The 21,331-nt window shown below is 39.6% G+C and carries 19 protein-coding genes; 6 read left to right on the forward strand and 13 right to left on the reverse strand.

Annotated features, from left to right (window positions below):
• Position 1 precedes the first annotated feature (1 nt).
• The 3 genes from FDK13_RS29575 to FDK13_RS29585 all read right to left on the reverse strand — a co-directional run bounded on the left by FDK13_RS29575 (position 2) and on the right by FDK13_RS29585 (position 2,250).
• Positions 2 to 1,033, reverse strand: coding sequence for an SAM-dependent methyltransferase (locus tag FDK13_RS29575; protein WP_137343633.1), 1,032 nt, complete (start codon positions 1,031 to 1,033; stop codon positions 2 to 4).
• Between the two features lie 97 nt (positions 1,034 to 1,130).
• A complete protein-coding gene (locus FDK13_RS29580; RefSeq protein ID WP_137343634.1) occupies positions 1,131 to 1,922 on the reverse strand; it encodes a DUF1295 domain-containing protein in 792 nt (263 codons plus the stop codon).
• On the reverse strand, positions 1,915 to 2,250 hold the full coding sequence (locus FDK13_RS29585; RefSeq protein ID WP_137343635.1) for a DUF1475 family protein: 336 nt from the start codon (positions 2,248 to 2,250) through the stop codon (positions 1,915 to 1,917). The genes FDK13_RS29580 and FDK13_RS29585 overlap by 8 nt, the downstream gene beginning before the upstream one ends.
• A gap of 213 nt (positions 2,251 to 2,463) precedes the next feature.
• Between FDK13_RS29585 and FDK13_RS29590 the strand changes: the two genes are divergently transcribed.
• Positions 2,464 to 4,311, forward strand: coding sequence for a chloride channel protein (locus FDK13_RS29590; protein WP_137343636.1), 1,848 nt, complete (start codon positions 2,464 to 2,466; stop codon positions 4,309 to 4,311).
• An 88-nt stretch (positions 4,312 to 4,399) separates the two neighbouring features.
• Here the strand turns inward: FDK13_RS29590 and FDK13_RS29595 are convergent, their stop codons facing one another.
• The 6 genes from FDK13_RS29595 to mgrA form a co-directional block, all read right to left on the reverse strand.
• On the reverse strand, positions 4,400 to 5,239 hold the full coding sequence (locus FDK13_RS29595; RefSeq protein WP_137343637.1) for a DUF4097 family beta strand repeat-containing protein: 840 nt from the start codon (positions 5,237 to 5,239) through the stop codon (positions 4,400 to 4,402).
• 4 nt (positions 5,240 to 5,243) lie between these two features.
• A complete protein-coding gene (locus tag FDK13_RS29600) occupies positions 5,244 to 6,110 on the reverse strand; it encodes a DUF4097 family beta strand repeat-containing protein (protein WP_137343638.1) in 867 nt (288 codons plus the stop codon).
• 24 nt (positions 6,111 to 6,134) lie between these two features.
• Positions 6,135 to 6,956 (reverse strand): HEAT repeat domain-containing protein, encoded by an 822-nt coding sequence (locus FDK13_RS29605; RefSeq protein WP_137343639.1) that lies wholly within the window; start codon positions 6,954 to 6,956, stop codon positions 6,135 to 6,137.
• Complete coding sequence (locus FDK13_RS29610) at positions 6,946 to 7,488, reverse strand: RNA polymerase sigma factor (protein ID WP_137343719.1); 543 nt, start codon at positions 7,486 to 7,488, stop codon at positions 6,946 to 6,948. Before FDK13_RS29610 ends, FDK13_RS29605 begins: the two co-directional genes overlap by 11 nt.
• 440 nt (positions 7,489 to 7,928) lie before the next feature.
• Entirely contained in the window at positions 7,929 to 8,282 is a 354-nt protein-coding gene (locus FDK13_RS29615) for a hypothetical protein (protein ID WP_137343640.1), read from the reverse strand.
• A 90-nt stretch (positions 8,283 to 8,372) separates the two neighbouring features.
• Positions 8,373 to 9,359 (reverse strand): L-glyceraldehyde 3-phosphate reductase, encoded by a 987-nt coding sequence (mgrA, locus tag FDK13_RS29620; protein WP_137343641.1) that lies wholly within the window; start codon positions 9,357 to 9,359, stop codon positions 8,373 to 8,375.
• A gap of 353 nt (positions 9,360 to 9,712) precedes the next feature.
• Here mgrA and FDK13_RS29625 point away from each other — a divergent pair, with 353 nt between their 5' ends.
• From FDK13_RS29625 to FDK13_RS29640, 4 genes are read left to right on the forward strand one after another with little or no spacing between them, the layout of a single operon-like run.
• Positions 9,713 to 11,083 (forward strand): sensor histidine kinase, encoded by a 1,371-nt coding sequence (locus FDK13_RS29625; protein ID WP_137343642.1) that lies wholly within the window; start codon positions 9,713 to 9,715, stop codon positions 11,081 to 11,083.
• 34 nt (positions 11,084 to 11,117) lie between these two features.
• Positions 11,118 to 11,498, forward strand: coding sequence for a response regulator (locus FDK13_RS29630; RefSeq protein WP_137343643.1), 381 nt, complete (start codon positions 11,118 to 11,120; stop codon positions 11,496 to 11,498).
• Positions 11,488 to 12,534: an adenylate/guanylate cyclase domain-containing protein gene (locus tag FDK13_RS29635; RefSeq protein ID WP_137343644.1), complete on the forward strand. Its 1,047-nt coding sequence runs from the start codon at positions 11,488 to 11,490 to the stop codon at positions 12,532 to 12,534. The genes FDK13_RS29630 and FDK13_RS29635 overlap by 11 nt, the downstream gene beginning before the upstream one ends.
• 42 nt (positions 12,535 to 12,576) lie before the next feature.
• A complete protein-coding gene (locus FDK13_RS29640) occupies positions 12,577 to 13,161 on the forward strand; it encodes an HD domain-containing protein (protein ID WP_137343645.1) in 585 nt (194 codons plus the stop codon).
• 118 nt (positions 13,162 to 13,279) lie between these two features.
• Here FDK13_RS29640 and FDK13_RS29645 read toward each other — a convergent pair whose 3' ends face one another.
• On the reverse strand, positions 13,280 to 16,513 hold the full coding sequence (locus FDK13_RS29645) for a cyclic nucleotide-binding domain-containing protein (protein ID WP_137343646.1): 3,234 nt from the start codon (positions 16,511 to 16,513) through the stop codon (positions 13,280 to 13,282).
• A 180-nt stretch (positions 16,514 to 16,693) separates the two neighbouring features.
• Between FDK13_RS29645 and FDK13_RS29650 the strand changes: the two genes are divergently transcribed.
• Complete coding sequence (locus FDK13_RS29650; RefSeq protein WP_137343647.1) at positions 16,694 to 17,062, forward strand: VOC family protein; 369 nt, start codon at positions 16,694 to 16,696, stop codon at positions 17,060 to 17,062.
• A gap of 163 nt (positions 17,063 to 17,225) precedes the next feature.
• Here the strand turns inward: FDK13_RS29650 and FDK13_RS29655 are convergent, their stop codons facing one another.
• The 3 genes from FDK13_RS29655 to FDK13_RS29665 form a co-directional block, all read right to left on the reverse strand.
• Positions 17,226 to 18,710, reverse strand: coding sequence for a mandelate racemase/muconate lactonizing enzyme family protein (locus tag FDK13_RS29655; RefSeq protein WP_137343648.1), 1,485 nt, complete (start codon positions 18,708 to 18,710; stop codon positions 17,226 to 17,228).
• 56 nt (positions 18,711 to 18,766) lie between these two features.
• A complete protein-coding gene (locus FDK13_RS29660; protein WP_137343649.1) occupies positions 18,767 to 19,699 on the reverse strand; it encodes an RraA family protein in 933 nt (310 codons plus the stop codon).
• A gap of 81 nt (positions 19,700 to 19,780) precedes the next feature.
• The gene (locus FDK13_RS29665; RefSeq protein ID WP_137343650.1) at positions 19,781 to 21,325 is read right to left on the reverse strand and encodes a SusD/RagB family nutrient-binding outer membrane lipoprotein; all 1,545 of its coding nucleotides are present in this window, start codon (positions 21,323 to 21,325) and stop codon (positions 19,781 to 19,783) included.
• Between the last annotated feature and the right edge of the window lie 6 nt (positions 21,326 to 21,331).

Below are 21,331 nucleotides of genomic sequence, written 5' to 3' on the forward strand. Positions count from 1 at the left end.
TTTATGGCGTTTTATGGAAAAGATAATGGCTTACCATCCACTCGTTACCATGATTGAAATTCCATAATTCTGCGCACGACATGAAGAATATACGCCAGTAAACCCACCATTTTACAGCCTGATCTTTTCCGTAAGTTGTTTCAAAAAGAGGTATTATTTCTGCTTTGTGTGCATCCATGTTATCCAGCCAGGCTTCGGATGTTTTGGCATAATGCGTTCCATTTACCAGCCATTGCTGTTCGATCTGCATATCTTCATTAAAATAAAGAAACAAATCGTTGCTTGGCATAACCCCTCCCGAAAAGAAATATTTACTCATCCAGTCGGTTTCATCTTTTACTTCAAAAAGATAGGCATATTGTTTGTGTGTGAAAATGTGAACAAACAACTTTCCATCATCTTTGAGGAAAGAAGCTACTTTTTTCATAAGCAGCTGGTAATTACGCATGTGTTCAAACATTTCGACAGATACCACGCGATCGAATTTTTCATCGATCTCAAAAGTATTCATATCCGCCGTGATCACTTTCAGGTTTTTGATATTTCTTTCAATCGCCTGCTGATCAATATATTCTTTTTGGGTACGCGAATTGGAAACGACTGTGAAAGAACTTTCAGGATATTTTGCCGACATGAAAAGTGACAACGAGCCCCAGCCGCAACCCAATTCCAGCACTTCCTGACCGTTTATGAGTTCAGCTCTTTCACAGGTTATTTCCAGCATATCCGTTTCAGACGTGTTGATATCGGTAATACCTTCTTTCCAAAAACCACAGGAATATTTCAGATTTTTACCAAGACAATACTGGTAAAATGGAGTCGGTACTTCGTAGTGTTGCTCGTTGGCGTCGGCTGTATTAACGGCTATTGGAAAGGTTTTTAATTTTTCGACAAAATTCAATAAATACAATTTTTGAGAAGTTGCATCTCCGTGATTTTCATCTACCAGACGCTGCTTTAAATATTTTCGAATTCCTAAACGTATTAAAAAATCGGGAATTTGGTCGTTTATTAATAACTGATCGTACCACATGGCAAATAATTAACGGGTTATAAAGGGAATTTGAAGAATGTACGTCTGTGGTGCCCCCTTGGATTTATACCAATAAAATTTATTCGGGGAATTGTAATTATTTCCTTTTAAACCAGGGAAAAAAGGCACTTGTAGTCTGCTGATATTGAACGTATAATTCTCCTTTGGACCGAATGGATTGTTCCTCTGTTGCAGGAATTCCTGTTACTTTAAAAAGTAAATAAAGGATAATGGCAGGACTGATAATGGCGAGAAATCCATAAGGCGAACCCAGTGCAAAAATGAAATAAGAAATCCAGATCAGCCATTCGAAAAAGTAATTGGGATGGCGTGAATAATGCCATAAACCGGTATCACAGAGTTTCCCCTTATTGTCAGGATCTTTCTTAAACTGATCCAGCTGCCAGTCGGCTCTTGCTTCGCCGAGGATTGCAATAACCCACAGACCTAATCCGACAAATTCAAATATGGACAATTCCGGTTCTTTATTTTGTGTAATGATAAAAAAGGGAACAGATAAAAAGACATTGGACAAACCCTGTGCCTGGAAAAATGTAAAAAATTTCTGATCCGCCTTTGGCGCCCACTCTTTTCGAAGTTGTGTGTAACGGCCTTCTTCTTCATGCAAATGTTTAATAACTCTCCGGCCCAGATGAGTACCCAGGCGACTTCCCCAGATGATAACCATTCCGCATATCAACCATTTTCTTGTTTGAAATCCGTCCGCTAAAATGAGAAGTAAAAGAGCAATTACAGGAAAATTAAAAGACCAGAAAATGTCAACCACACCGGCATTATTAATTTTTTTTGCCCATAACCAAACAATGCCCATAATAATGACACAGACAATGATACATATTAAAATGGTCAACAGGAGGGAATTAAGCATGTTTTTTAACAAATAAATCCGTAAGTCCTTCACCCGGTTTCAGACGGAAAAGTTCGATTAATATATAAACGCAGCTAGCTATACTTCCCAGAAAAAACATAAGCAAAAGCCACAGGATTTTTAAGAATATGCTGGATTCTTTATAAAAAATCCATAGATAAATGATGAGCGCATTGGTGTAAAAATCCCAAAGTGTTGCACGCATCCAGGGAATTGATCCCAGAAAATCCCATTCTGTAAAAAGATTACTTTCAAGGCTTGTACATATCACCACATAAATCATCCGGATCAACAGGACTGTGAAAATTATTTTAAGTGAAGCAATCATAGGTCTTGGTTTGTTGATGAAGTGTATTTATAAGCGATTGACCGTCATTGGAAGTAAAGTGAAAATTAATCGACAATACAACCCGGTTTAATCAAAAGAATCGTTGTTAATGAAATGCCTTATAATTTAGTAATACGTTTTTTTCGTCAAAACGGATTGAGCGATGGCTGTTTTGCTTTAAAAAGATGTTAATTTGGCCACAAAAGAATCAGAGTGAAGAATCGAAACATTAAAAAATATTACAATTTCCTAAAATTCAAGCGTGACTTTACGCGGTTCAGTTTGGATAAAGTCAAGAGTTATGAAATTGTAATGTTCTGGCTTAAAAGTCTGTTGACACGTAGTCAGTTTTTGATTCTGTCGGGTATTCTGGTAGGCTGCACGGCTGGTCTTGCCGGCGTGGTTTTAAAATCACTGGTGCATTATATTCACTATGTTATCACCTACAAAGTTCATTTTGAAGACCAGGTTTTTTTCTATCTGATATTCCCTTTTTCCGGGATTGTAATTACTTCGCTTGTTGTAAAGTTTTTTTTCAAAGGGCTTGATAAAAAGGGAATTCCGGTAATCTTGTATGAAATCGCGCAGAATGCCAGCAATGTTTCTCCTGTAAAAATGTACTCCCAAATCGTCCAAAGCGCTATAACGGTTGGTTTGGGAGGTTCGGCCGGTTTGGAAAGCCCAATTGCTGTTACCGGCGCTGCCATTGGTTCAAACTTTGCACAAACTTATAAACTGGACTACCGCGAGCGGACTTTGCTGCTTGCTGCGGGAGCAACCGCAGGTATTGCATCAGCCTTTAATGCACCAATTGCGGGTATGATGTTCGCTTTTGAAATATTGCTGACTGGAGTAGTATTTTCAGATTTTATCCCGCTCGTAGTAGCGGCGGTTTGCGGGAGTTTAATTTCCCGCATTTTATTAAAAGAAGAGGTTCTTTTTCTTTTTCATACCCGCGACGCTTTCAATTATCATAATCTCCCTTTCTATTTTATCCTGGGCATTTTTTGCGGCTTGTATGCCCGGTACTTTCTTGTAATCACGCGCTACATCGAAGAGTTTTTTCAGGGTTTGAAAATGTCAAGGCTGCAAAAAGCAATGCTGGGCGGAGCGATTTTGTCATTTCTTTGTGTACTTTATCCGCCGCTATTTGGTGAAGGATATGAGACTATAAAATCCTTTACCAACGGCGAAATTAAAGAGGTCATTTCAAACAGTTTTTTTAGTTTTATAGCCTATCGGGAATGGGTTGTTATCGTTTTCGTTGCAGTAATTTGTCTGTTAAAAGCCTTCGCGACTTCAATTACCATTTATAGTGGAGGTAATGGCGGGAACTTCGCTCCTTCACTTTTTGCGGGAGGTTCACTTGGTTATGTGATGGCATTGCTTTGTACACAGGCGGGCATTACAGATGTACCTATGACGAATATGATCCTGGTTGGCATGGCTGGTGTGATGAGCGGTGTTTTATATGCGCCTCTGACAGCTATTTTCCTGATCGCTGAATCAAGTTCGGGATATGATCTCTTCATTCCTCTGATGGTGGTTTCGGTAATATCGTTTTTAATGGCAAAATGGTTTTCACCCATTTCTCCTGATTTGGAAAAGTTGGCAAATCAAGGAAAAATCTTTACCAGAGAGCACGACAGAAATCTGCTTTCACTTTTGCATACACTTGATTTACTCGATAAGGATGCTCAGGTTATCAATGAAAATGCATCTTTCGAAGAATTACTGGAAGTCGTAAAAAATGGTAAAAGGAATCTGATTGCCGTTTTAAATGATAATCTAACGTTGGTAGGAATTATAACTTTGGACGATTTAAGGCCAATTCTTTTTAACAGGGATTTGGATGGGACTATGACGGTGGGTAATTTAATGAAAGATCCAAGAGCTGTAATCGTGGAAAATGATTCTGTGGTTACTGTCGCCAGGAAATTTGATGAAACCGGTTCCTGGCATTTGCCGGTGATTAAAGAGTCCGGGAAATTTGCTGGTTTTATTTCAAAATCAAGTGTCCTGAATAGTTACAGACAATTGTTGCAGGCACATTCAGGATAGGTTTTCTTTCAAATCGTTTGTAACTAAAGAATCCTGTTAAAGTTTGGTGTCAACTTTAACAGGATTTATATTTTATATTGACTGACAATTACTTAGCTTTTCTTACATAAATATTGCCATTCATATTTTTCATCATTACTTCTTTTCCACCTCCGTTAACTTTTCCCTGAACCCAGTCAGAAATACTTATTTTGTACAAACCGTCTTTGGCTGTTTTGACAGCTTTGGGCTGGGTTTTATCGACGTCAACATCATAGTCACTAAAAATCTCTCCGCGGTCAGATTTCAATTTAACATCAAATTTTGCAGCAGCAGGAAACGTAATGTCCACATTACCATTCAGTGTAGAAAATGCCATCGGAGATTCCGGATTTATGGATTTGAAAATCGCTTTCACATTCCCATTGACCGTATTGGCCACAACCGACCCGGAAATATTTGTAAGCATAATGGCACCATTGACGTTTGAAATTTCAAATTCACCGTTTACGTTATCAATCACAATATCTCCCTCATTGATAGCACCTACTCTCAAAGTAAAATTTTGAGGCACTTTTATGGTGAGATTAATAGGGTATCGCGGCATACCAGGTTTGATTCTCACATTATTTTTCTCTTCTTCAATCGTAAGATCCAATCCGTTTCTACCAGAACTTATCCTTTTCATTCCTTTGGCAGCTTCGTCTTTGGGCTCTTCATTTTTTTCTACTGCACCTTTGCTTGTTGCGTCAATGATCACTTCTTTTCCCGCATAGCCAACGATGTGAATAGATCCCCGGATCAGTTTTACTTCAAGTGATCCGCTTTTTGACGGGTCGGAAAGAGGAACCGTAATTTGTTCTTTAATGTCGTTCTGAGCGAGCAAGGGAAGTGTTTTTGTACTTGCAGCCATCACTAACAAGATGGCTAATACTTTATGGGTTTTCATATAATCAGGATTGTTTTTTAAGATAAATATTTCCGTTAAAGGTTTCGAATTTGAAGATTTGGCCTCCTTTTCCGATCCTTATGGCAGTTTCTGCGTTTACTTTATAAGTGGTTTTATTATGATTGGTTTCCTGGTTTTTGACCAGTTTTACCGGCAAGGTTTCTGTATCAGGAAAATCGGTATAAAATTCGCCGTTGAAACTTTTAAACTGACAGTCTGCCGACAAACTTTGCGGGTAAGTGATCGTAATGTTGCCGTTCAGGGTTTTGAATTGTGATTCGCCCGGAGGAACTGCCAGATAATTTGCATCCACATTTCCGTTAATCGTTTTTACTTCCGCAGCGCCTTTTGCATTAGTCAGTTTGATAGCGCCATTAACGTTCGAAACATGCAATAAGCCTGCGATGTCTTCAACAAGCACATCACCGTTGTTAACCGTAGAAACCCGTAAATCCATGGCAAAAGGCACTTTTACCGTATATTCCAAATTGTAGTGATATTCAATTTTCTTTTCATTATTCCAGTTGTGGTTATTTCTGTTCGGCCGGGAATCGAATGGAGCAGAAATATAGGCGAGCACGCTATCCCCCTTTTGTTCAAAATTTACCTTGAATTCATTTTTTCCTTCATCCAAAGTTTCTTTATCGTCTGCTGTGATCGTTTTATCAACTTCAATAACAACTTTGTCGCCATTGTAACCTTTTACTTTTATTGATCCGAAAATATTATAAATGGCCAGCGTGTTTTTTGCAGCGCTTTCTTTAATGGTGAATTCTTTGCTGAGATGTTCCTTAAATTCCAGTTTTTGTGCTGGCGCCTGGGTACAAGCGAACATCACTCCCGCCAAAAGGGGGATTATAATTTGTTTCATGGCTAATTGGGATTAATTGATTGTTTAAGAGAGATCTTTGATTGTCTGTTCGATTTTATTTTTCACCAACTCGTTCAGGTTTTCCTGCCGGAGCATTTTTCTGAACGTTTTGATAGAGCGTTTTTCCTGCAATTTTACCATCACATCCGCCAATGCAACCTGAACCATCGGAGAATCCTGCTGTGCCAGTGACTGAACCAGTTTTTCACGAACCAGCGGATCAGCGGCAAATTGTGTGATCGCTTCAAGTGTCACCAGGCGGACATTTACATTCGGGTCGTTATCCAATGTTGAAAATAGAGCGTCAATAACTTTATCGTTTGCATCCGTAATATCATTAGTATAACTCACTGCCCTAAGGCGTTCCGTAGCCGATGGATTTTCGATCAGAGCAAGCATCATCGTCTGGCGCATTTCCTGAATTTGTGTTGCCAGCGTGTCAATTTGCTGTGTATAAGCTGTTTCTGCATGTTCGCTTCTGTTCATTCTGAATCCGATAATCCATCCAAGTCCAACCAGTAAAAGGCTGAAAGTCAACTGAATAGTCCATTGCGGAAGTACAAATTGCCGGATTGCATCAATCAGATTATCTAGTGAATATTTATCTTTTGTTCTGACTGTTTCTTTAAATTCACCAAGCATCGCGTTGAAATTAACACGCATTTTCTCCGTCGGAACTTCCACCTTCACCTGGCCCATCATTTCCCAAAGTTGTTTGCTGGAAGCAAATTCTTCCTGGCATTCAGGACATTCGGCAAGATGTTTGTCGATCCGGATACGTTCCGGGTCAGCCGGATCTTTATTTAACCAATCCGTAAACTGAGCTTTTGTATGTTCACAGGTCATGTGCTTTCTTTCGGTTTTCACTTGTCAAAAAAACTTTCTTCAACTCTCCTAATGCCCGGTGTACCCGAACCTTCACGGCTCCTTCTGTAATGTTCAGTATTCCAGCGATTTCATCATATTTCAATTCCTGGAAACGACTTAAAACCAGTATTTCACGATGATCTTCACTTAATGTTGCCATGACTTTGTGAAGTAAATCGGCATCCTGTTTTTTCTCAAATTCAAAATCAGCAGGAATTCCTCCTCCGATTTTATCAGCCAACTCGTTCACATTTTCATGATACTTCGACTTATTCTGCTTGATCGAGTCGTTCAGCACATTTCTGGCTAAATGATACATCCACGTTCTGAATTCACCTTCACCGGTGAAGGTATGTCGGTATTTCAGCATCCTGTAAAAAACATTTTGAACCAGATCTTCACTCGCATCAGTGCGGCCCGTCATGTGATAAAGGAAAGAAAACAGAGGCCTGTGGTACCGCTCAAAGAGCAACCCCATTTTATCCAGGTCTCCGGATTTCACCCGAAGCATCAACGAATTATCGGTTAGTGCGTTCAAGAATCTGTTCTTTTTTTAGTGATCTTGTAGTGGAAACTGCAAGGAAGAAAAAAGGTTACAGAAAAACAGAAAAATATTTTATTTTAAAAATATTTGATTGATAAGGAAGTGATTATGACAAAAAAAGCAGGGAGAATTGCGCTATATTGAAGATGAAGTTATGATATGAACTGAAATAAAAAATCCCTAACATGCGCCAGGGACCTTTACAAATATTTCTCACCTCAAAGGCGTTAACACGTCAATGATTAACACAAAGTTGAGAAATTTAAATAACTTAAATTATGACGAAGATCAGTTTTTTGAAATAATAGAAAATAATATCAAACCTCTGTCGGTTTTGGCCTTATAATCATAATACATTTTCATTGAAATGCGAATTATATTACGATTGTAAGGCGTATTTCCTCTGATCATTTCTTTCTAAAATATAAGAAATTGTCAGATTCATTTCCTGCAATAAGTGATTGAGAGTCATAATGTACCCAGCCGTTATTTTCCATAAAATTAAGGACATGGCCCAATGAATTAAATCTTATTTTTTCACCGGTCGCTTTGTTGGTTATCCTGTTTAGAGCCTTCTTATTAGGCTGTCCATAATCAAGTGTAACAGTATTAGGAGATGCGAGATTGCGAAAAGAAGAAACTGTAACCTGGCAGACTTTTACGGAATCCATTTCATTAATATTCACGCCCGAAACAAAGACCTGGGCAAAAGAAAATGTCGAACAAAACATAAAGAATGCGGCAGCAATTGAGGTTTTCATTTGTCAGGATTACGTATTAAATAATAGTTACAATTTTCTCCTTTATCACAACTACGCGTGGCATAACCCCTATGCCACGCGTTATTTTATTTATAGAATGGTTATAATTCTTTCGAGTTCATCGTCTGAAAACGACAGATTTTCAAGACAGGCCAGAGAATCAAGTAGTTGCGGAACTTTGCTCGCACCGATTAAAACAGAGGTTACTCTTGGATCTTTCAGCAACCATGCCAATGCCATTTGTGCAAGTGTTTGTCCACGTTCGAGAGCGATAGTATTCAGCTGTTTTATTTTTTCGATCACTTCCGGCGTTACCTGATTTTCCTGTAAAAATCCTTCCGGTTTTGCTGCCCGTGAATCAGCTGGAATTCCGTGTAAATATTTATTGGTCAATAAACCCTGGGCAAGAGGGGAAAAGGGAATACAACCAACGCCTTCACGTTCAAGGACATCCAATAATCCTCCTTCTGCCCAGCGCTCAAACATGGAATATTTGGGCTGATGTATCAGACAAGGTGTTCCAAGATCATTCAATATTTTTATCGCTCTATCGGCTTCTTCGGCCTGATAATTCGATAATCCTACATAAAGCGCTTTTCCCTGACGGACAATTAAATCCAGAGCAGCCATGGTTTCTTCAAGAGGCGTATCAGGATCCGGGCGGTGATGGTAAAAAATGTCGACATAATCCAGACCCATTCTTTTCAGACTTTGGTCAAGACTGGCCACAAGATATTTTTTCGATCCCCATTCTCCGTAAGGTCCCGGCCACATCAAATAACCCGCTTTGGAAGAAATAATCAGCTCGTCGCGGTATGATGCGAAATCTCTTTTCATCAGCAATCCGAAATTCTCTTCGGCGGAACCTGGAGGCGGCCCATAATTATTGGCAAGGTCAAAATGGGTAATGCCGTGATCAAAGGCTGTTGTGATGATGGCGCGGTAATTTTCATAGATATCTACGCCGCCAAAATTGTGCCATAGTCCAAGAGAAATAGCGGGTAATTTGAGGCCGCTTTTGCCACAACGGCGGTAGGTCATCTGATCGTAGCGACCAGGATTTGCCAGATAAGTCATTTATTTATAATCGGATTTAGTATAAAATCAATTCGAATGGAAAAGATAATTGTTTTATTTAAGCCGAAAAAATTACATCCAGCACAGTGGTAGTAATAAAATATAAGTGGCTGACAGTGATCAGATTTTAAGTTAATGAAATAACTACCTGGAAAAGTTAATGTTTTAATGATTCAGCTTTTTGGTATTTCCCTTTTGTTTTCAGTATTGAATCAAGCTATTTTAGAAGAAAATACATACATTGTTCATTGATTCCTGATATTTGCGAGGCAGATAACGATTCGAATTAGTAGTGCAATCTCATTTATTTAATTTATTCAGAACAACGCCGTTTAAAATCTCCTTTTCCGTATATGGAATTTTTTTTACTCACTTTCTTCCTGATTCAGTTTATTCGCAAGAGGCTGGAAACTGCCACTAAACTGCCGGAATGGGATAAATTATTGATTGGTGCACGGTACGTATCCATAGGCTTAATGGCGGCTTATTATGTTTTGGATGAATCAAAACTGGTTAGTTGGCTGTGGTATCCTTTTGTAGGTTATATTTTATGGATAATTTTCACGAAGGACGAGTTTAAACCCGTCCGTTCGCTTGCCCAGGGCTCATTTCCATTTATTGCTGTTGCACTTTTTGTGAGTTTTGCTGAACTGATCGTTCCGGCAAAATTATATCGCCAATATAGCGACTATCTCGTAACAGCGAAGGTTTTTGCTTTCATCTGGTTGTTTGCTGTTTGGTATAATTCACAAAAGCAGCAACGACTTTTGGATAAAGAACGAGAAGCACAACGAGTAAAAGATGAAATAAATCAGGCTAAAAAAGAAGCACTGGAATATCTGGTTACCGAACGGACAATTGAATTGACCAGACAAAAAGAAGAATTGCAGAAAACGCTGGATGAGTTAAAATCGACTCAGGCACAGCTTATTCAAAGTGAAAAAATGGCGTCTCTTGGAGAACTTACTGCAGGCATTGCACATGAAATTCAAAATCCTTTAAACTTTGTTAATAACTTTTCGGAAGTCTCCGTTGAACTTTGTCAGGAGCTTGAAGAGGAAATTCAGAAAACGTCTATTCCGGATGCTGATAAAGAATATATCGCTGGAATTATTAGTGATTTAAGTCAAAACCAGCAAAAGATTACGCATCACGGAAAACGTGCGGATTCCATTGTAAAAGGTATGCTGCAACACTCGCGCACGTCGTCCGGACATAAGGAGCCGACTGATATTAATGCGCTTGCTGATGAATATATGCGGTTGGCATATCACGGTTTACGTGCTAAGGATAAAGAATTCAATGCGTCTTTGGTAACAGATTTTGACCCGACAATTGGAAAAGTGGATGTTTTGCCGCAAGATCTTGGCCGTGTTTTTCTTAATCTTTTTACCAATGCTTTTTACGCAGTAGCAGAAAAGAAAAGGCTGAATAAAGAAAATCCTGCGATGCCAGATTATAAACCGGAAGTAAAGGTAATTACAAAATTATTTGCTGGTAAATTGTATATCCGGGTAATAGATAACGGAACTGGTATGCCGGAAAGTGTGAAGGCGAAAATTTTCCAACCGTTTTTTACTACAAAACCAACGGGGCAGGGCACAGGTCTTGGTCTTTCAATGAGTTATGATATTGTCACAAAATCTCATGATGGATTGCTGGATGTTAGTACGGTGCCTGGAGAAAGCACGGAATTTAAAATTACGATTCCTGTTAATGGATAAAGAAGTTTAATTGAAAAATAGTTGAAGCTCCTATATGAAAATACTTGTCGTAGATGACGAAACGGATGTTCAGGCACTTTTTGAACAAAGATTCCGAAGAGAGATACGCAACGGAGAATTCCAGTTTTCCTTCGCTTTTTCGGGAGAAGAGGCATTGAATTATCTGGAAGGGCACGCGTCAGAAATTGTCATGATACTGTCCGACATTAACATGCCGGGAATGAGTGGTATTGAATTGCTGAAAACAATCAGAAAAGGCCATCCGCTGGCTCCGCCGGTTGTGATGATGATTACCGCTTATGGCGATACTGACAATTATAGCCAGGCTATGAAATTTGGTGCAGATGATTTTTTGACGAAACCGGTGAATTTCACAGAACTGAAACAAAAATTACAAGAACGTTATGAAGGCTAAAATCCTTGTGGTTGACGACGAACCGGATTTGCAGTTACTGATAAAACAAAAATTCCGCAGACAGATCCGTGAGCAGCAATACGACTTTATATTTGCAGAAAACGGTGAAGTTGCCCTCCGGATGATTGCAGAAAATCCCGATGTTGATATGGTGTTGAGCGATATCAACATGCCCGAAATGGATGGTTTGACGCTGCTCATCAAAATTAGCGAAGTTAGTCCGCTGTTAAAATCTGTCATTGTTTCGGCCTACGGTGATATGGAAAATATCCGTATGGCGATGAACCGCGGCGCTTTTGATTTCGTATGCAAACCAATCAATTTCCAGGATCTGGAATTGACAATGGAAAAGACGCTTAAATACGTTGAGCAGTTGAAACAAACATTGAAAGCAGTCAGGGAAAACGATATTTTGAGAATGTATGTAGATTCCTCGGTACTGCAATTTATGACAAAAGAAGCTTTTGAAACGTCACTTACTTCCAGTGAAAATATTGAAGCGACGGTTGTTTTTATGGATATGTGTGGTTTTACCTCCATTTCTGAGCGTGAGCCAGCCGATCAGGTTGTTAAACTTATCAATAAGTATTTTGATATCATGGTGAAAGAAATCCTTGCTCATGGCGGCTTGGTTGATAAGTTTATGGGCGACGCCATTATGGCTGTTTTCAAAGGCGAATATCATCTGGATCGCGCGATTGAAGCCTCACTAGCGGTAAGAAACCAGATCAATGGATTTAAGGAAGAACTTCATAATCAGACTGAATATTTTCCCAATGTTTCAATAGGAATTAATTCGGGAGAAATGGTGAGTGGAAATATTGGTTCTGCTACTTTACGGCGACTGGATTACACTGTAATCGGTGACGCTGTCAATGTTGCACAGCGTTTACAAAATGCGGCCGGACCAGGGCAAATCATCGTGCCGGAGTCAGCTTATCAAAAAATTAAGGAAGCATTTCAGTGTAAAGTGATTGGTGAAGTACATTTAAAAAACAAACGTGACGCAATGCAGATTTATGAAGTTATTGAATAAGGTATTTTGATAATTTATTAGTAATTAGCTATTTAAGAAAATATGGATAGTGCCGCGTCAGAAAATTACATTTTAGATTTACTGGGTAAAGAATTATCAGAAACACTGTTTTATCATGGGCTTCACCATACGTTGGATGTTGCAAACGCGGCTTTAATTTTGGCGAAAGAAGAAGGAATTGAGCACGAGGAATCATTTGGGTTACTGAAAACGGCAGCTTTTTTTCATGACAGCGGTTTTATCAATACTTATAAAGATCACGAAGAAGAAGGTTGCCGGATTGTCCGGTCTTCACTTCCTCTATTTCAATATACAGAAGAACAGATTGAAATAATTTGTGGTATGATCATGGCTACCAAAATACCGCAAAGTCCAAAAACACATCTTGAAAAAATTATTTGTGACGCGGATCTTGATTATTTGGGCCGTGATGATTTTGAACTCATTGCGGGAACTTTATTTCAGGAATTATTCATTAGAAATCTTATTCCAGATGAGAATACCTGGAATAAGATTCAGGTTAAATTTATAGGTGCGCATTATTATCATACGAACTCTGCGATAAAAAAAAGAGAAAGTAGAAAGCAGGAACATCTAAATAGCTTACTGGCCTTAATCAAGATATAAATCAAAATGCCATCGGGCATGACCGACATTGTAGCCCCGGGTTGAAAACCCGGGGTTTTGTGTTATCAAACGTATTGATAAAATGCCATCGCCATGACCGATGATATTAATTTCATATCTAAACCGCAGCCCTCATTTTTTCATTCTGAACCCGTATCCGCTGACAAAGAATCCGTAAAACGTTTCTTAAAATTTCATCACGTTCTTCCATAAGCTCGAAGAAATCTTCCTGATCAACACGGAATAATAATACATCCGATTCTGCAACGGTTGACGCAGAACGCGGCTCAGTATCAAGCAACGCCAGTTCACCAAATATTTCACCTTTATCAAAAAGTGCCAGTTGTTTTGGGCCATCGTAAATCCCGATTTCACCGGAATAAATGATAAACATACTATCACCCGGATCGCCCTTGGCAAAAATTTCCTGGCCTTCCTGATAGATTACTTCCTTCATAATCGGCGCGATCGAACTAAGTACATTTTCAGGCGTTTGGGAGAAAAGTTTTGTATTTTTCAATACAATAACTCTTTCCATTTCAGAAATTTGCTGGGCATTTTCGGCGTGTTTCATTGTATTTAATGCTGTGGTACTGAATGAATAATTCGGGAATTTCAGATAAGCTCTTTGCACGGCTTCACGAAGCAGGCGTACAGGATGACCTGCAAAGGTTTCGAGTGTTGCGATCTCAACGTTTTGCGGCGTCCATTTTTCAATGGCAAGGGCGATTGTCCAGGAAGTGAAATAGTTTTCTTTTTGTTTTAAAACATAAGAAATAAAAGATTGACGACCGTCCTGGATGTTCAGATACTGCCTTAATGCTTCCAGTTTTTTCGCTAGCGGAATGTCTTCGAAAAGTGCCCTTAATGACGGATACAAATCGCGGGGAAGAAGACTTTCAATCATTTCCAGCGAATTGGCTCGTTTTTCCTGAGAAGCATGTTTTATACCTTTCCACGCATTTTGAACAGTATCCTTGTCGTACAAAAGCATGAATAGATGGAACAAACGCTGATTGGTCTGTTGTAATTCATATTGCAATGATGATTGCCAGATCAGGTTTTCTGTTTCATTTTCTGTCGCGCTAAGAATCTGGTACGCATGACTTAATTCAACTTCCATAAATTCCTGAAGAGGAAGTTTGTATTCGTCATTCAAAATATAATGCGTCAGCGTACGCAAAGCTGCGGTATGAACCCGAAGTGTCAGCGGCGAGCCTGCGTTTGAGTTTTCTTTGCTTTGATAAATACGGGTGAGCAAATTAAATAATACCGGAAGTATTGCAGGATTCGGCTGTTTCTCGGCTGCTTTCAAAAATGAAAGCAGATCTTTCTGAGAACTTGTACGGTTTAGCCATTCCAACAAAATCATGGTGCCCGTTTCACCGGATTTCACCAATGCCAAACTTGTTGTTTTGGACAAAGAACCTGTGAGAAATGGTTGCAGATCATGTACCATCGCTTTGTCACCACTTATTCCTATTACTTCGATGGCTCTTTTTTGAATGCGTAAATTATCCTGTTTCAGCGCATTTTTTATTTGAATCCGGTAAGGTTCAATGTCAATTGATTCCACACAATCCAACGCCGTTAGACGAGCATCTTCGTTCAGTGAAAGAAAAAGATCGTTAATGGTCTGGCGTAAAAGTGTCGGTGACTTACCAGATTGGCGTGCACCCATGACTGCACCTCTCACAATATCCAGATCGGAGTGAGAGAGGTAATGAACTAATTTTTCACTTGTTAAAGAATCCGAAGCTGCCGCAATTTGTACCGCAAGCGTTTGGGAAGGCGTATCCGTTTCGTTTTCAATGTAATTGTAAAAGGACTCCGTTGGCTGGTATTTTCCGGTTTGTACAAGCGCTTCCAAAGTTTTCAGCCTCACAAGTTCAGACGGATTTTTTAAAAGAAAGTCTGTATTTTTTGAAAATGTTGAAGGTTTATTTTTGACAAGCCAGGCTATGGCATTAATAACTTCTTCCTTCTTTTCACTTTTGAGATTTTCTCTGATAATCGGGAGCGCCTCGCCAGGCGAAGCCATTTCTCCGCTTTTGAGGAATCGTTTACTGATCGCGCTTTTCAATTCCAGCACATATTCCCCGTAAGCCTTTCTGAAAATCAGCAGAGCAGCAAGTGAGAAAAATAATGACAAATCAAATGTCAAGCCAATATTTGACCACTTCATCGTATAAATCACCCAAAGCAAAATTCCTGCTATTAACATACCAAGCGGTTCATAAAAGCCTTTGGCAAGCGTGTGTCCTTTTAAACGGTTTTTTGTAGAAAGTGGCTGGAAGAATACCAGAAAAACCGGATCGAAAAGTGTACGACGAACGAGTTCAAATAGTAAATAAGCAATACAATAATAAACCAGTAGCGATGGTTCGTCAGTTCGGAAGTAGGATGATATAATTAATCCAAGCGACGTGAAAACCGTTGTCAGTGGCAAAAGGTATAAGGTAAGTTTTACACCAAAACGCTCAACTATTTTTCCGGAAAATAATAATTTTACAAAAGTTGAAATAACATAAGTAGCCGTTAAAAGCGAACCGATGAAAATAATCGTGTCGTGTTGACTATGAAATTTATATTTTACATTGACAAAAAAGTGATATTCGATCCAGGTAGCGGCTGCTGCAATAGCAATAGTTCCAAGACATAAAGCGGTTAGAAGACGATTCCCGCTAAAATATTTCTGAACAAATTTTGAATCCGACAAGCCCGATTGTCTTGGTCTGGCGTGGTGCGGATTTGGAATAACGGTATACTTGAAAGTCAGTTTTTGGGTGTAAAATGCAAGGGCAAAACACACCAGCGAAACGCCAAGCAAGATCATCAAAACTGATGGCGAATGAATAATTACAGCCAAAACCGCCCCAAGCGCTTTCGCAGGCATATCACCGGAACCGATTACACTAAACAACCTTTTACTCTGCCGAACATCAAAAACGATCGCAGATAATCCCCAGAATTCGAGGTTGATAAGCAAATAAATAATCCGGTAACCAACCATAATGGCAATAGCTGTTGCCATTCCATGTCCCGCCCATAGCAAAATCATTACGACCAAAACCATGAACAGAGACGACAACATGGTACCCAGACTTAGTTTTTCAAGTACCAGATGATGTTCGTAATGTTCATAAATTTGTCCGGCAACCATCACCGCAAGAGCGGCTGCAATGTAGGCAAGAGGCAAAGAAGATTCAGGATGATTTTCAAGCAATAATATATTGGACGAAACGTAAACAAGGGTCGTTCCGACATTGATAAAAAAGTTATGAAAAAAGAAGAGAAGCGTCTGTGGGTTTACTGTATTAAAAAATCTACTTTTTGTAATGGCTGATATCATATTTGTTGAAAAGCTAGTCACTCATGTAAAATAAACACTTATTCTGCCTTTTAAAAACAGAAACTGTTCAGGAAGTCATGATTTTTGCAGAAATTTGAAATTACGGATTTTCACTTCTATAAAAATTAGAAACTGTTTAGCAGGATTCTGATGAAAAATTGAATTAAAATATACCCAGTTATGAAGATTAGTTTCAAACGGATTGATCACGTTATGCTTTGTTTTCCGGAAGGGCAGGAAAAAGAAGCGAGAAGATTTTATGAAGAAGTTTTAGGTCTGGAAGAAATCATTGATCCCGACCGGCCACATTTGAGAGGAGCAATTTGGTATCAAATGGGAAATATACAGTTGCATTTAATGACAGATCATGGCAGCAATTCTTCGGAACGTCATCCTGCTTTTGAAATTGATAATCTGGAAGAATCACGTCAGCTATTGGAAAGCCATGGTATTGCTGTAAAAAATTTAACACCAATCCCAGGCAGAAACAGATTTTCATTCCGTGATCCGTTTGATAATAGAATCGAATTTCTGCAATACGTGGACTAACTGTTGGCTGTTAGCTACTAGCGTTTAGCATGTCGCCCGGAGAAATGAACTTGATAAAAGAATTTTGTTTTTCTTAACAAAAAATGCCGAATGAGGGAACTCATCCGGCATTTTTCAATTTTTAACCATTAACCATTAACCATTAACCATTAACCATTAACCATTAACTCCATAAACGGTCGTGAGAACGTTTGTCGTTCCATTGATCAGTAGGGGCGAAGTAGGATTTGTCTTTTGGTGTAAGATGTTTTTTGACTTCTTCATCTACCAGCTCAATGCCTAATCCCGGTGCTTCCAAAGGAACATTGGCATAACCTTTTTCAATCAGTTTTCTACCGTCTGTTGTTTTAACAATACTTTCCCACCACGGCACATCTACCGAGTGATGTTCAAGGGCAAGGAAATTCTGTGTCGCAGCAGCGCAATGTACGTTGGCCATAAAACTGACAGGAGAGCCTGCAAAGTGCATTGCCATCGCAATGCCATGATCCTCAGCATAATCGCCAATTCTTTTTGTTTCCAGAAGTCCGCCTGATGAGGCAAGATCCGGGTGGATGATGTCAACTGCACGTGCTTCAATCAAGGGTTGGAAACCTTCTTTCAGGAAAATATCTTCGCCTGTAAGTGTCGGTGTATCAAGCGCTTCTGAAATTTGTTTCCACTGATCAGTATATTGCCATGGCACCATATCTTCGAGCCATGCCAATCTGTATTTATCCAAAGCTTTTCCTAGACGAATGGCGTTATTTAAGTCAAAGTGACCGTAATGATCGGATGAAATCGGCATTTCGTAACCAACAATACTACGGACATCTTCCACTACTTTTGCCATTTCTTCCAAACCTTTTGGTGTGATTTGAATGGCGGTAAAAGGATGTTTTGTATTAGCATAAGAGTTATAGTCACCCGACCATTGTGAAAATCCACCGCCCCATACTTTATTATTTACAACCGAACCCTCTTTACCTTTCAGCATACCAATTGAAATATCCATTTTCAACCAGGTATAACCTTGTGTTTCGGTACGGAATTTTATCTTTTGTTTGAATTCGTCCAGACTTTCAAATTCCGGGGTATCAGCATATAATCTTACTTTATCACGGTACCGACCGCCAAGTAATTGCCAGCAAGGAACGTTATAAGCTTTTCCGCAAAGATCCCAAAGCGCCATTTCTACACCGCAAACACCGCCAGCCTGGCGACCGTGCATACCAAACTGTTTGATGGTTTTGAATAGCATTTCCACGTTGCATGGATTTTCGCCTAAAAGTCTGCTTTTCAGCATCAGCGCATAACGTTCATCCGCACCATCACGAACTTCACCCAAACCATAAATTCCCTGATTTGTATCAATACGGATAATAGGGGTACGTCCAACGTTTTGAATAACACAATAGCGGATATCGGTTATTTTTAGTTCAGAAGGTTTTGAAGCACGGTTTACTTTTGAAGTAGCCTGTGCGACAGTATCTTCAATCGACATTGACATGAAACTGCCCAGCGCAATGCCGCCAACGGCTGATTTTCTCAAAAAGTTACGGCGACTATCCTTCGTTGCCGGATTACTTATTTCAGTTTGTACTGCAAGCTTTTCAGCTTTTTCAACTTCTTTGTTAGATGCAATGATCTGCTTTAAGATACTCTTCATGATATAAGATATTTAGGAAATTAATATTTTAAAAGTCCGAAAGCCGATAGCTTTTTTTAATAATTGCGTTCTTTCAGATAATCGTCAAGTTCTTTTTTGCTCATTGGAAGGCGGCCCGGATAGGAATTAACCCATTTCAGGAAATCTTTTGAAATAGCGTCAGTCCATTTGGTATCGATTTCACCCGGTGTATATTTTCCTTCTCTAAGTCTTTGATGACCAAATTCATCACGAAGCGCAGTTACTTCGGAAGTCAAAACCAGTTCTTCTACCAAATGCGCGGGGATGAAAATAGTACCATATTTTTTTGCCAGAACAACATCGCCTGGTAACACAATTGCGCGGCCAATTCTGATAGGAACGTTAATCCCCGAAAGCATCATTTGCTGGATATACGAAGGATCAGAACCCTTAATCCATGCATTATATCCTTTGATTTCGCTTAGACCTTCCACATCACGAACCGAACCGTAGAATATGGTTCCTCTTTTGGATTTGGCATAAATGGAATTCCCAAGATTATCTCCGATCAGCGTTCCGTCTGCAATTTTTCCGTAGCCGTCGGCTACGTATACGTCGCCATTTGTAAGCACATCAATAGGCCAGGAGTTTGTTCCGCCCGCAGGATTGCGGCCTTCCTTTTTACCGGTTTCCTTGATGTAATCCTGCAAATCAGGACGAAGCGGTACATATTGTGCAGTCACAACACGACCAGTCATGGAGCTGTCAGGATGAATTAATTGCCAGTCACCTTCGTATTGATTTTGATAACCTTTATTCCGTAAAACGCCCCAGGCTTCTTCAATGGAGATGTTTTTCAAACGGGCCAAGATTGCATCAGAAACTTTTGGACGGCCATCTGCGGACCGTTCACCTTTCCAATTTGCAGTTAAAGCTTTAATCTGGTCAGCGGTTGGAGAAATGGGTTGTGCATGACTTAAAAAGGAAGCAAATAAAAGTGCCGGCAACAGCATTGTTTTTTTTAACATAGGTAAGGTAGGTTTAAGTAAAAATTAACTGATCAGGAACACAGGCGGTTTTGGACACCGCCTGTGTTAATTATTGCAAGATTATTTATCCCAAAAAATATGAGTGCCCAATTCATCAGCACCCTGACGAGCAATTGCTTCATTATAATTTACCGTATTCACAGATTTTTCACGAACCGGATAAACCAGTCTGCGAATAAAATCTTTCACCGAAGGATCTGCTCCCGGATATGGATTTTTAGTAAGTGCCGGGAATCCACTTCTGCGGAAATTTGCCCAGGCTTCCGCACCATTCAGGAATGAAGAAACCCAGTATTGTGTGTTAATCAGGCTTAATGCATTAGCCGCATTAAATGGATTGGAGACCAGATAAGCATCCTGGCTGGTCGTTGGAATGACGGCGGAAACATCAAACTGCGCCATTTGATTCATGTGAGCTCTTACACCTGCCTCGTAATACGTTTTTGCATCACCCGAAATATATCCTCTTGTCGCAGCCTCAGCTAACAGCAGCTGTGTTTGAGAATATGTAATTAAGAATTCAGGAGCATCAATTTTACCTAGTGTCCGACGGTTTATTTGTGAGTAATTGAAAGCAGAACCTGTTTTCCCCGGAAATCCGGGTGCAGTCGCGATCGTTGATTCGTTATAGCCGTATGGCATGCCCAACTGATCGGCTGGCTCGGTATTTTCAGCTCCGGCAGTTGCCAATGGATTGGCAGGAATTGCATATTTTACCGAAAGAACTCTTATCCGGGGATCAGAAGTTGTTTTTAAATAATCGATAAATGGTTTTCCAAGATAAACGTTTGCTCTTTCAGTTCCCTGGAAAAAGTTTGCATTCGGATTGTTGAAAGTAGTGTTGAAAGCAATGTAAGCGTTATCTGTGTTAGCAGTCATTACGCCGCCGTTTGCGGGATCAACAGCTCTTGTGATATAAGATTTTGCTTTTGTTTCATCCACTTTTATCAGGCGCATCGCGGCACGGAGTAAAAGCGAGTTCCCAAGTTTTTTCCACTGGGCTATGTTTCCTTTGTAAAACAAATCGCCGGTTTCAATACTTTTTGTAGCGTCCAAAGCTTTTGTTGCTTCATCCAATTCTTTCAAAATATCATCGTAGATCAATTTTTGATCGTCATATTTCGGAAGATTTATTCCATCAGAATAACCTTTTGCAGAGTCAAAATAAGGAACGTCACCATAAGTATCAACCAAAACCATAAACACATAAGCTTTCCAGATTCTTGCCATTTGATAAATGTTGGCCCGAAGAGGATTATCTTTTGTTAACGTCATAATCGTTTTAAGCAAATTCACTGGTCCGCTTCCTGTGTTTGTTCCGATATACATCGAATTGAACAAAGCATTGGTGTTTGGATCATAAACGATATTATGATTTCCACCTTCCAGAACGCCTGTATATGGCGTATTGATTTGCTGAACAATTTCACTCTGATAGTAAAAAGTAGGAACCGCAGCGCTGAATTGTGCATTGGAAAAAAGATAGGCCGGATCGGTCGTCGTTGCCAGTACCGGGTTTTTATTTACATCTTCAAAACCGCTGTCGCACGAACTTGCGCCAAACAACAAGCCCACCACTGTAAGGTATATTTGTATTTTTTTCATGTCGGT

Source organism: Dyadobacter frigoris, assembly GCF_005280585.1.
In the GTDB taxonomy this organism is placed as follows: Bacteria; Bacteroidota; Bacteroidia; order Cytophagales; family Spirosomataceae; genus Dyadobacter; species Dyadobacter frigoris.

Bases quoted from the DNA above. Each gene is read 5' to 3' on its own strand.
- FDK13_RS29575 (WP_137343633.1), bottom strand. From the start codon at position 1,033: ATGTGGTACGATCAGTTATTAATAAACGACCAAATTCCCGATTTTTTA.
- FDK13_RS29580 (WP_137343634.1), bottom strand. From the start codon at position 1,922: ATGCTTAATTCCCTCCTGTTGACCATTTTAATATGTATCATTGTCTGT.
- FDK13_RS29585 (WP_137343635.1), bottom strand. From the start codon at position 2,250: ATGATTGCTTCACTTAAAATAATTTTCACAGTCCTGTTGATCCGGATG.
- FDK13_RS29595 (WP_137343637.1), bottom strand. From the start codon at position 5,239: ATGAAAACCCATAAAGTATTAGCCATCTTGTTAGTGATGGCTGCAAGT.
- FDK13_RS29600 (WP_137343638.1), bottom strand. From the start codon at position 6,110: ATGAAACAAATTATAATCCCCCTTTTGGCGGGAGTGATGTTCGCTTGT.
- FDK13_RS29605 (WP_137343639.1), bottom strand. From the start codon at position 6,956: ATGACCTGTGAACATACAAAAGCTCAGTTTACGGATTGGTTAAATAAA.
- FDK13_RS29610 (WP_137343719.1), bottom strand. From the start codon at position 7,488: ATGCTTCGGGTGAAATCCGGAGACCTGGATAAAATGGGGTTGCTCTTT.
- FDK13_RS29615 (WP_137343640.1), bottom strand. From the start codon at position 8,282: ATGAAAACCTCAATTGCTGCCGCATTCTTTATGTTTTGTTCGACATTT.
- mgrA (WP_137343641.1), bottom strand. From the start codon at position 9,359: ATGACTTATCTGGCAAATCCTGGTCGCTACGATCAGATGACCTACCGC.
- FDK13_RS29625 (WP_137343642.1), top strand. From the start codon at position 9,713: ATGGAATTTTTTTTACTCACTTTCTTCCTGATTCAGTTTATTCGCAAG.
- FDK13_RS29630 (WP_137343643.1), top strand. From the start codon at position 11,118: ATGAAAATACTTGTCGTAGATGACGAAACGGATGTTCAGGCACTTTTT.
- FDK13_RS29635 (WP_137343644.1), top strand. From the start codon at position 11,488: ATGAAGGCTAAAATCCTTGTGGTTGACGACGAACCGGATTTGCAGTTA.
- FDK13_RS29640 (WP_137343645.1), top strand. From the start codon at position 12,577: ATGGATAGTGCCGCGTCAGAAAATTACATTTTAGATTTACTGGGTAAA.
- FDK13_RS29645 (WP_137343646.1), bottom strand. From the start codon at position 16,513: ATGATATCAGCCATTACAAAAAGTAGATTTTTTAATACAGTAAACCCA.
- FDK13_RS29650 (WP_137343647.1), top strand. From the start codon at position 16,694: ATGAAGATTAGTTTCAAACGGATTGATCACGTTATGCTTTGTTTTCCG.
- FDK13_RS29655 (WP_137343648.1), bottom strand. From the start codon at position 18,710: ATGAAGAGTATCTTAAAGCAGATCATTGCATCTAACAAAGAAGTTGAA.
- FDK13_RS29660 (WP_137343649.1), bottom strand. From the start codon at position 19,699: ATGTTAAAAAAAACAATGCTGTTGCCGGCACTTTTATTTGCTTCCTTT.
- FDK13_RS29665 (WP_137343650.1), bottom strand. From the start codon at position 21,325: ATGAAAAAAATACAAATATACCTTACAGTGGTGGGCTTGTTGTTTGGC.